General features: G+C 73.9%; 9 protein-coding genes and 1 rRNA gene. 4 read left to right on the plus strand and 6 right to left on the minus strand.

Translation table 11 applies throughout. The features are described from left to right. Positions 1 to 426 precede the first annotated feature (426 nt). On the minus strand, positions 427 to 1,167 hold the full coding sequence (locus ACZ4W5_RS35305; protein ID WP_465659179.1) for a DUF2625 family protein: 741 nt from the start codon (positions 1,165 to 1,167) through the stop codon (positions 427 to 429). A 127-nt stretch (positions 1,168 to 1,294) separates the two neighbouring features. On the opposite strand from ACZ4W5_RS35305, the gene ACZ4W5_RS35310 reads away from it, so the two are divergent. Next, complete coding sequence (locus tag ACZ4W5_RS35310) at positions 1,295 to 2,314, plus strand: DUF2510 domain-containing protein (RefSeq protein ID WP_465659181.1); 1,020 nt, start codon at positions 1,295 to 1,297, stop codon at positions 2,312 to 2,314. 54 nt (positions 2,315 to 2,368) lie between these two features. On the opposite strand, the gene ACZ4W5_RS35315 is transcribed toward ACZ4W5_RS35310, so the two are convergent. Together ACZ4W5_RS35315 and ACZ4W5_RS35320 are read right to left on the minus strand one after the other, a co-directional pair. Then, positions 2,369 to 2,965 carry a hypothetical protein gene (locus tag ACZ4W5_RS35315; protein WP_465659182.1) on the minus strand — a complete coding sequence of 199 codons (597 nt, stop codon included), beginning with the start codon at positions 2,963 to 2,965 and terminating at the stop codon, positions 2,369 to 2,371. 343 nt (positions 2,966 to 3,308) lie between these two features. Next, positions 3,309 to 3,968 carry a helix-turn-helix domain-containing protein gene (locus ACZ4W5_RS35320; protein WP_465659184.1) on the minus strand — a complete coding sequence of 220 codons (660 nt, stop codon included), beginning with the start codon at positions 3,966 to 3,968 and terminating at the stop codon, positions 3,309 to 3,311. 143 nt (positions 3,969 to 4,111) lie between these two features. Here ACZ4W5_RS35320 and ACZ4W5_RS35325 point away from each other — a divergent pair, with 143 nt between their 5' ends. Beyond that, positions 4,112 to 5,104: an alpha/beta fold hydrolase gene (locus ACZ4W5_RS35325; protein ID WP_465659186.1), complete on the plus strand. Its 993-nt coding sequence runs from the start codon at positions 4,112 to 4,114 to the stop codon at positions 5,102 to 5,104. Positions 5,105 to 5,140: 36 nt separating this feature from the next. On the opposite strand, the gene ACZ4W5_RS35330 is transcribed toward ACZ4W5_RS35325, so the two are convergent. Beyond that, positions 5,141 to 6,112 carry an SMI1/KNR4 family protein gene (locus ACZ4W5_RS35330; protein ID WP_465659188.1) on the minus strand — a complete coding sequence of 324 codons (972 nt, stop codon included), beginning with the start codon at positions 6,110 to 6,112 and terminating at the stop codon, positions 5,141 to 5,143. Positions 6,113 to 6,280: 168 nt separating this feature from the next. On the opposite strand from ACZ4W5_RS35330, the gene ACZ4W5_RS35335 reads away from it, so the two are divergent. Both ACZ4W5_RS35335 and ACZ4W5_RS35340 read left to right on the plus strand, forming a co-directional pair. Further along, on the plus strand, positions 6,281 to 6,763 hold the full coding sequence (locus ACZ4W5_RS35335) for a DUF6882 domain-containing protein (protein ID WP_465659190.1): 483 nt from the start codon (positions 6,281 to 6,283) through the stop codon (positions 6,761 to 6,763). A gap of 191 nt (positions 6,764 to 6,954) precedes the next feature. Beyond that, positions 6,955 to 7,599 carry a hypothetical protein gene (locus ACZ4W5_RS35340; protein WP_465659192.1) on the plus strand — a complete coding sequence of 215 codons (645 nt, stop codon included), beginning with the start codon at positions 6,955 to 6,957 and terminating at the stop codon, positions 7,597 to 7,599. A 33-nt stretch (positions 7,600 to 7,632) separates the two neighbouring features. Here the strand turns inward: ACZ4W5_RS35340 and ACZ4W5_RS35345 are convergent, their stop codons facing one another. Further along, positions 7,633 to 9,768 (minus strand): phosphocholine-specific phospholipase C, encoded by a 2,136-nt coding sequence (locus tag ACZ4W5_RS35345; RefSeq protein WP_465659193.1) that lies wholly within the window; start codon positions 9,766 to 9,768, stop codon positions 7,633 to 7,635. A 233-nt stretch (positions 9,769 to 10,001) separates the two neighbouring features. Then, a 5S ribosomal RNA gene (gene rrf / locus ACZ4W5_RS35350) occupies positions 10,002 to 10,069 on the minus strand; the annotation flags it as partial.

Consider the following 10,069-nt stretch of genomic DNA (forward strand, 5'->3'; position numbering starts at 1 on the left):
CTCACCGGCCGCCCGTACGGGGAGGGGTGTGCCGTCCCATCCATCGAACGGCCGCGTCTCACGGCACCCGCCCGGACGCTGGGACGGGCCGCCGCCCGGGTGCGGAGGCCTTCGGTCGCGGCCGCTGAACTGGGCCGACGGACGGAAGGGCAGCGTCCGCCGCGGGCCTCGGCCACCGGGGGATCCGTGACGTCCCGGCGCGCATCCCGGGAAGCCGTCCCGCACGTCCTCACCGCGCCCATGGATCCGGCACGCACCGGAGACCCCCGCCCGGCCGCTCACCTCACGGGCCTTCGGCACCGTCCCGTTCGGCGGGCGCCGGGACACCACGACGGGACGCAGGGCGCGCAGCAGTACGGCTCGGTCGTCGCGCGCCTCCACGAAGACGCGAGGTGCTACCGGCTGCCTGGCTGCCTGACTGCCTGGCTACCTGGCGTCGCCTCGGACCTCGCCGAGGAACCCCGGATCGGCCAGCCCCGCTTGCCCGGCGAGATCGGCCGCCACCCCGAGCACCTCGTGCATGGGCACCGCCCGTCGGGTCGTGGCCGCGAGGTCCGCCTGGGCCTGCTCGGACCACAGGAACGGGAACACCGCGATTCCCTGGGACGGGGTCAGGGCCGCGGCCTCGGCCCGCCAACCGGGCCAGCGCACACCGTCGTAGAAGGTCTCCGACCCGCCCGAGAGCAGCCAGGAGACCCAGGCCGAGTGGCCGATCTCCAGGGCCTCCCATTCGAGGGTGTCGGGAGCGAAGTAGGTGATCTGCCCCGGCGCGCCCGGACGGCCCGCCGCCGCGGGGTCGTGGCCGTTCAGCGCGAAGACCCCGCCCACGACGTCGTGGCCGACGACGAGGCCGTCCGCCGGGTGCCAGGCGGACTCGAAGGCCGCCGGAAAGCCGTTGACCCGGCCCAGGCTCGGCAGGCCCCCGCCCACCGGCGAGCCGCCACCGAACACCCGCACCCACCCGTCGTCCAGCAGCAGCCCGCCCGTGTTCAGGACCAGGGCACCGAGCACCGACCGCGCCGTGACCTGCAGCTGCCGGAGGCACCGGTGCCCCTCGCCCCGGTCGGCCGGAAGCACCTCCACCGGCACGGCCGCCGCCGCGATCGCCGCCTCCAGCTCGGGCCACGCCGGATCGTCCACCTCGGTCAACTCGTCGATCTCTCGCATCCGAAGATGATCGCACCGAACCCGCCCGGCCCCGGCAGCCGTCCGCCGATCGGGCCGGCAACTGCCGGTGCCCGCTTGGCGCGTACCCGCTCGGGCCTTGCCGGTGCGGGGCCGGTAGTGTACGTCCGTGACGAATTCGACGCCCCCCGGTTGGTACCCGATCCCCGGTACGGACAACGCCTCGGGGTACGAACGCTGGTGGGACGGCAACGCCTGGACCAACGAGGTCCGGCCGCTCCAGGGCACCGCCGTTCAGGGCGTCGCCGTCCAGCCCGACCACGGCTACGGCTACGGCGGGCCCGACCACGGGTACGGCTACCCGGGCGGGCACACCGCGCAGGATCCCAACTACGGCTACCCCGCCGCCGGTTACGGGTACCCCGGCCCCGGCGGCCCCGCGTACCCGCCCCCGCCGGCCGCACCGGCCCGCCGCCGCGCACGGCCGGGCGTGATCGTCGGCGCCGTGGCGGGCACGCTGGCCGTGGCCGGGATCGTCGCCGCGTTCGCGTTCAGCCACGGCAACACCCCGCTGGCCGACCCGACCCCGGCCCCGACGGTCAGCGACTCCCAGGGCACCCTCCCCCCGCCGAGCCCGAACCCGACCCCCACCCCGGCACCTCCGGCACCCACCACGCCACGACCGGCACCGTCCGCCACGGGCGTCGCGCCGGACCCGCAGCACGCCCTCACCGTCCCGGTCCTCGACGGGTGGGCCACCGAGTCCGACCGCCCGAACTGGTCGATGTTCGAAGGCACCGGCCAGTACAGCTGCAACGGTGGCCACCGCTGCGTCCGGGGGATGTTCGCCGTCAGCAAAGAGGTCGTCCAGGGCGCCACGGCCAAGGAGGCCGCCGACTCCGCGATGCCCGGCTGGGCGGGCGGGCTCTACCCCGGCATCACCCAGCACACCGACTACGGCTCGGCCCCCATGAGCGTGGACGGCGTGCCCGGTTACGTCGCCCGCTGGCACGTGCGCACCTCCACCGGCGCCCAGGGCTACGTCCTGCTGGCCACCTTCCAGGCCAAGGGCGGCGGTTACGTGGTGTTCGAGGGCTCGGTGGACGACGACGCGCTCTCCCCGGACAAGGGCGCGCTGGAGCGGATCCTCAGCGGCGTCCGGCAGTCGGGATCCGCCGCCACCACCTGACGCCCCGGGGCGGGCCGCCCTCCCTCACCCCGGCACCCCCGCAGGGGTTCGGCATCACCGCGGCGTTGACAGCCAGTCGGCCGTCGGGAGGCCGTAGGAGTCCGCCGGCGGCTCGGCCGGAAGCCGGACACCGGCATCGCACCGCAGCTCCGTGGAGAGCGCCTTGGCCAGTGCCAGGGCGGCGTCGGCCAGCACCCGGCGCTGGTGGGGCGTCAACTGCTCCTGGTCGTCGCCGTATCCGGCGGCCCGGCCGAGGACGATGACGCGCAGGAAGAAGGGGACCGAGAAGTGGTCGGCCTCATGGGGCTGGCTCCAGCAGCGGAAGTGGACCCTGGTGCCTTCGGCGACGAAGTTCCCGTGGCGGTCGTAGTCGTGGGCGAAGGACACCGACTCCAGGCGCAGCGAGGGCATCTGCTTCGGCACGGGCAGGTCCGGTGCCGGGGGCTCGGGATAGCCCTTGTCCTGGTTCACCAGCACGTTCACGAGCTGGTGTCCGCCCTGCTTGATGCCACAGCTGCCCAGGAGTCGGCCGAAGTTGTCCAGGTGGTCCGTCAGCAGCGGGCCCTGCGCTGCCTCGACGTCCTCGTTGTCGACCATGAGCGCGCGCAGCGCCCGCTCGTCCAGGGTTCCGTAGCACGACGAACCGGGCACTGCGGCAAAGGACTCGGGCCTCCACTCCTGCCAGGCCGGCCACGCTCCCGCCAACACCCCGACCGCGACCGCCGCCACCCCGAGCCGCTGCCACCGCCCCAGCCGCCGGAACCAGCGGGGCCGACGGGGCCGCCCCTCGCCGGAACCGTCAGCACCGTCAGAACTCTCCGAACTCTCCGAGCTCTCACAGTTCTCGGAACCCTCGATCTGATCAGCCGTCATCGCTCTCTCCCCCGTGCGCTGCTCACTTCCCGCCCCCACCCGACCGCAGTCGGCTCACGAAGCACCGTTACCGAGCCGGGAGCCGTCCCCCCTGGGCACCCCGACGCAGGACGCCGCTCCGCTACCGGGTGCCACGGCCGAGGGGCGGGGTGCGGGGGCGGAGGCTCTCGCCCTGCGGGCCGAACATGACCAGGTACTCGACCGGCTCGTCGGCCCCGGCGTTCGCGACGCCGTGGGCGGTACGGGTGTCGAACTCGGCGACGTCACCGGCGCCCAGCACGAGGTCCTGCTCGCCGAGGGCCAGCCAGAGCCGCCCGTACAGGACGCAGAGCCACTCGTACCCGTCGTGGGAGGACTGCCGGGGCCGGGTCGGTGGCGCGTCGGTGGCGGGCAGGACGTGCTTGTGGGCATGCAGGCCTCCCACGTACCGGGTCAGCGGCAGCACCGCCTTGTCGGGGCCGGGGCGTCGCCGCCGTGTCGCGGCGCCCGGTCCGATCGTGACAGCGGGGGCGGCGGGGACGGCGGGGGCGACGGCAAGGGTGGCAGGGGCGGCGGGGGCGGTGCCGGCCAGCTGGTCGAGCGAGGCGCCGTACTCCTGCGCGAGCCGCAGCAGCACCTCCAGGGTCGGTCGGCGCCGGCCGGTCTCGACCCGCGACAGCGTGCTCAGCGCGATCCCGGTCGCGAGGCTGACACCGGTGAGGGTGGCCCCGCGCTGCTCGCGCGCGGCCCGCAGCCGGGGGCCGATGGCCGCCAGTACGTCGGCCGTACGGTCGTCCGTCACCGCTGCCCGCCTCCCTCCGGTCGTACCGCTCTCTCCGCCCTGTCCTGCCAGTTTGCCAGGATGTCAAGGATCCTCGCACCGACCCGGCCCAGCGCCGCATGATCGGTGGACGACCGCACCCGCCTGTCCACCGAGGAGTCGCGATGCACCACCCCGTGCCGTCCGCCGATCCGCGTCACCGCACCGTCGAGGGGCCCGCCGGGCGCCTGCACCTGGTCGAGCAGGGCACCGGGCCGCTGGTGCTGCTGCTGCACGGCTTCCCGGAGTCCTGGTACTCCTGGCGCCACCAGCTCCCGGCCCTCGCCGCGGCGGGGTACCGGGCGGCGGCGCTCGACGTGCGCGGCTACGGCCGGTCCGGCAAGCCGGCCGGGGCGGACGCCTACCGGATGCTCGACCTGGTGGCGGACAACGTCGCCGTGGTCCGTGCCCTCGGCGAGGAGCAGGCGGTACTCGTCGGGCACGACTGGGGCGCCGGCATCGCGGCGACCTCCGCCCTGCTGCACCCCGGGGTCTTCCGCGCCGTCGCGCTGCTGAGCGTCCCCTACGCGCCGCCCGGCGGCCCCCGCCCCGGCGAGGTCCTCGCGCAACTGGGCGGCGAGAAGGAGGAGTTCTACGTCTCCTACTTCCAGGAGCCGGGCCGGGCCGAGGCGGAGATGGAGTCCGACCTCAGGGGCTGGCTCGCGGGCTTCTACGCGGCCCTGTCCGCCGACACCATGCCCGGCCGGGACGAACCGGACCCGCACTTCGTGGCCCGAGCCGGCGGCCGGCTGCGCGACCGCTTCCCCCGGGGCGCGCTCCCCGGCTGGCTGACCGAGGAGGACCTGGACGTGTACGCGGGCGAGTTCGAGCGCACCGGCATGACCGGGGCGCTCAACCGCTACCGCGCCATGGACCGCGACTGGGCGGACCTCGCCCCGTACCGCGGCGCGCCGATCGAGCAGCCGTCCCTGTTCATCGGCGGAGCGCTGGACGCCTCCACGACCTGGCTGGCCGACGCGATCGCCGCCTTCCCCACCACCCTGCCCGGCCTGGCCGCCGCCCACCTCCTCGACGGCTGCGGGCACTGGATCCAGCAGGAGCGACCCGCGGAGGTCAACCGCCTGCTGACCGAGTGGCTCGACGCCCTCCCGGCCTGACGGGCAGGCCCGGGCCGGGCGCAGGCCCTGCGGCCGTCACCAGTCCTCTGTGGAGGAACGGGGTTCGTACGGCTCGAAGTCCCGGTGGTCAAGGAGTTCCGAGACGGAGAAGGGGTGCCGGTGGTCGGTGAGGAGGCGGTGGACGAACTCGGCGGTGGAACCGTCGAAGCGGGCCTGGTGGTCGCCGTCCTCGTTGCGGGCGACGACCGGCCACCGGTCCGGGTCCGGGCCGTCCGTCAGCCAGTAGAACTGGTCGGCCTGGACGGAGCCGGCCCACTGCAGGAGCCCGCCGGGGGCGGGGTGGAGCCGGTAGGGGTGGTGGACCGCGGCGATGTCGGGGTGGGCGGCGGCGAGGTCGGCGAGGGTTCGGGCGTTCCTCACCAGGCAGGAGGGATCATCGGAGCCGGGCTGGGGACCGGGCAGGAGGATGTCGAGGTAACCCGCGAACGTACCGGGGCCGAAGTGCTCCACCAAGTCCCGGTAGTCGGCGGGCAGCGCGGTGCCGAGCCGGGCCTCGGCCGACGACCAGTCGACGGACCACTGCCGCGACCGGGGCCGACCGGTCACCGCGGCGAGCCGCCGCACCCAGCGGACACCCGACCCGTCGACCTGGTCTTCTTCCTCGAAGTAGTCGGCGGGAAGGGCGAGTTCCGCCGGGTCCACCCGGGGAGCCGTCACCACGAAGAGCTGTGGTTCGCCGCTCCCGCCGTCCTGCCGGACGATCCCGCAGCCGACCCAGCGCCCGCGCACCGCCCACCCGCACAGGTCGACCACGCCCCCGGGGAGCGCCACCACCAACGGCAGCCCGCGGCCCTCGTCGAGGGTGGGGTCGACGAAGCCGCCGGTCGCCAGGGTGCGCGACGACCCCCAGCGGGGGCGCAGTGCCTCGATCAGGCGGCGCAGGGCGCCGTCCAGGTCGCCGGTCGCCACCGGCAGCCGGGCGACGCCCGGTGCCGGGCGGGCCAGCAGGGCGTCGACGCGGTGCAGGTGGGCGGCGAGATCGTCCATCGCACCAGTCAACCGCAGGCCACTGACACCTCCCCGGCCGACCAGGCCGACCAGGCCGACCAGGCCGACGCGGGCCCGCCCACGGCCACGGGCAGGCCCGGGCCCGCGGCTCCGGCGCAGCCGTCCGGATGAGAGGATCTCGCCGAAAGTTCTGTGCGAGGAGACACCGTGGACGACCGCTCGAAGCATGACCACTCCGGCTGGGAGGAGGTCGTGCTCGCGGCCCGCGAACGTGCCCGCGCCCGGCAGGCCCGCATGGTCGAACGCTTCGGACTGTCGGGTGATGTGCAGTACCACTGGTCGCTGGACGATGCGCGGATCACCTGGTCGCGCGCCGGCAAGGTGTTCCTCGCCGGCCGTCTCACCATGATCGGCAGCGTCAGCCTCGCCCAGCAGTCGTGGCTGTGGTCCTGGGCGAACGAGTCGCTTCCGCCCGCGGTCCTCGGCGACATCGAACGGGTCCGGCGGTTCGGCGAGGAGAACGACTTCCCCGTCCTGCCGTGGCCGGGCTTCGACTACCGCCCCGAGCTCGTCGCCGAGGCCCGGATGGTCGCGGCCTCCGTGCTCGACGCCGAAGGGCTGTGGGCGGAGTCCACGGACGACGTGCAACTCCACTTCCTGGTGCACGACCTGGCACCGGCCACCGGCTGACGGCGACCGGCGCCCCAGGCGGGTGCACGTCACCGACCCCGAACTCCACCGCCCACCGACCGCGCCTCCCCCGCCCCCTCCCCCGGGGTCGCGCCGCACCGGCACCGATTCGTGACGTGCCCCTGCCTAGTTCGTTCGCGCCCCGGTGTGGTGGGATGTGCTCGAAGGGTGACGAACGCAGGTGGGGGTGCGTGGTGCGGAGCGGACGACTGCTGGGGCTGGACGGGGACGCGGCGGATCTGATCGCCGTGGGCCTGGTCCGGCTGGGGGCCGAGGAGTGGCTGGGGGCGACGGGCGGGGCGCCCGCCTGGGTGGGCGGGCTGCGCGCGGCCTCGTTCGCGGACGCCTGGCTCTCCTTCGGCGACACACCCGCCCCCGGACTGCGGGTGCCCGCCTCCGCGGTGGTGCCCGCCGTCGTCGAGCAGGCCGCCGAGCTGCTGCTGCGTTCCTGCGGGGACGACGCGGCGACAGCGCTCGGGTGGCTGGGCCAGCGGTCCGCCGAGGCCCGCGAGGAGGCCGAGCGGGAGGACCAGGCCCACCCCGCCGAGCCCTGCGCGCTGACCCTGGTGTGGCACGGCGTCCAGGCGCTGACCGCCGAGGACGGACCGGCCCACCGCCTCCGCCTGGAGGAGCGGGCCGAGGCCTACGTACGGGAGCGGCACCGCCGCCAGGACGCGCTGGCAGTGGTACTGTGCTGCGCCCGGATCGCCGCGGCCGCGCTGGTGGAGCTCAGCGAGGGCGACCCGGCCCGGGTGGACGGCTGGCTGGAGCAGGACGCGGCCCGGGCGATGCCCCTCGTCGCCCCCGTCCCCCTCTGGGTGCCGGGCCGTCCCTGACGGCCCGGCCGCGGCACCCAGTGGGGGAAATCGTCAGCGCGGGCCGGGGTCGCTGATCCCGGGGCGGCCGTTCTCCAGGTGCCCGGCCCAGCGGCGCCGGAAGGCCGGGCCGTCCGCGGCGACGACGGAGATGTCGTACCAGCGGTTCTCGTCGGGCAGCTCGAAGGTGAACCGGGCGTCGTCGCCGGGCCGCAGGGTACGGCCCTGCTTGGTGCCCTTGGCGTCCTTGGCGTCCTTGGCGTCCTTGGCGTACGCGTTCTCGGCGGTGACGGTACGGGTCGTCTCGCCGTGGTTGGAGACCGTCACCCGCACCTTGTTCCCGGTGGGCTCGAAGCGGGCGACCAAGCCGCCCACCGTCCTGCCCTCGAACTCCTGCACCGAGCCGTTCGGCCCGTGGGCGACGAGGTGGTAGCCGGCGTCGGTCAGCGGCCAGTGGTCCTCGAAGCTGTCGCCGGCCGAGATGGTGTAGCGCCGCGGGGCGGCCGTCGGCGCCGTCCGGTCGTAGACGTAGAGCCAGGCGCCGACCGTGCCCTTGTTGTCCAGGTTGAGCTGGAACACCGTGGCGTCGTCGGTCTCGTCCTCGTTGACCCGCAGGTCGTACGGGAGGGCGCGGGCCGGGCGGGTGCCCGGCTCCTGGGTGGGCATCCGCTGGGGCAGCGGCACCTGGTACGGCTTGCCCTGGGAGGCGATCGGCGCGGGCACGGGTATGGAGATCTTCCCCCGGTCGGCACCGGAGAAGTCGAGCGCCGAGGTGAGGTCACCGCAGACGGACCGCCGCCAGGCGCTGATGTTGGGCTCCTCGATGCCGAAGCGGGCCTCCAGGAACCGCAGCACCGAGGTGTGGTCGAAGGTCTCCGAGCAGACCCAACCGCCGCGCGACCAGGGCGAGATGACCAGCAGCGGCACGCGCGGGCCCAGCCCGATCGGCTGCAGCCCGCCACGGTCGGCGCCGGGCACCAACGGGCTCATCTCGCCCGGGTACTTGGCGAGGTCGAGCAGTTCGTCGCCGAGGCTCGCCTCCAGGTCGGTGGAGACCATGCCCTGACCGCCCGGCCGGCTGACGACCGGCGGCATCGGCGGCACGACGTGGTCGAACAGGCCGTCGTTCTCGTCGTAGTTGATGAGGAAGACCGTCCGGCCCCAGACCTCGGGGTTGGAGGTGAGCGCGTCCAGCACCAGGTTGATGTAGTACGCGCCGTCGGTGGGCGTGGCGGAGGGGTGCTCGCTGTACAGGTACGGCGGGACGATCCAGGAGACCTGCGGCAGCCGGCCGTTCTGCACGTCGGCCCGGAACTCCTTGAGCGTGTGGTCGGTCGCGCCCTTCTCCACGAGCGGACCGGAGGCGCCCTCGGCGACCTGGTAACGCTCGAAGAACATCAGCGAGTTGTCGGTGTAGTTGTCCGTCGGGGTGCCCGGCTCACCGGAGCCGCCCTGGTACAGCTTCCAGCTGACCCCGGCCTGCTCCAGCCGCTCGGGGTACGTCGTCCAGGTGTAGCCGTTCCTGCCGTTGCGCTCCTCCAGGCCGGGCCCGTTGGGCTTGCGGCCGTACGCGTTGCGCGGGTCACTGGTGCCGGTCCACAGGTAGATGCGGTTGGGCGCGGTGTCGGCGTGGACGGAGCAGAAGTACGAGTCGCAGACGGTGAACGCGTCGGCGAGGGCGAAGTGGTACTGGAGGTCCTGACGCTTGAGGTGCCCCATCGTCATGACGTCCTGCTTCTGGTTCACCCACTGGTCGTGGCGCCCTTCGTTCCAGGCGAGGTGACCGCTGCTCCACCCGTGGTCCGTCCCGGCCTGGTGCTCGGTGGTGTTCCTCGGGTCGATGTACCAGGGCAGCACCTCCTTCTCGGAAGCCGGCAGGCCGCGGTCGTGGTAGCGGCCGGTCCTGACCGCGGCGGCGGGCTGGTGCCAGTTCGGCCGGCCGTCGGGCAGTGCCGTGGGCCGCGGGTCGTCGAACCCGCGCACCCCGCGGAGGGTGCCGAAGTAGTGGTCGAAGGAACGGTTCTCCTGCATCAGGATGACGACGTGTTCGATGTCCTTGATGGAGCGGGTCCGGCTGATCGCGGGCAGGGCCAGCGCCTTGCCGACCACGGGCGGCAACGCCCCGAGGCCCGCGGCAGCGGCGGACGCGCCGCCCAGCTGGAGAAAACGGCGCCTGTCGATGGAGGCCACGTGATGTCCTTCCCAGTCGTGCCATGCATGGGTGTTCCGAGAAGGCTCGAACATAGGCAGCGCACACGGGCCGTACACAGTCCGCCGGCGAACGCCGCGTGAGCTTTCGGCCAACTGTTGTCCAGTCAACTTCCCAACGGGGCGGCCTAGTCCAGTTCCCGCCGCACCCCGGGCGGCCGGAAACGCGAAAAGCCCCCGCCGGGTTCACCCGGCGGGGGCTTTTCTGAATGATTGTTCGGCGGCGTCCTACTCTCCCACAGGGTCCCCCCTGCAGTACCATCGGCGCTGTGAGGCTTAGCTT

The sequence above is a fragment of the Kitasatospora sp. NPDC029367 genome (assembly GCF_055569135.1).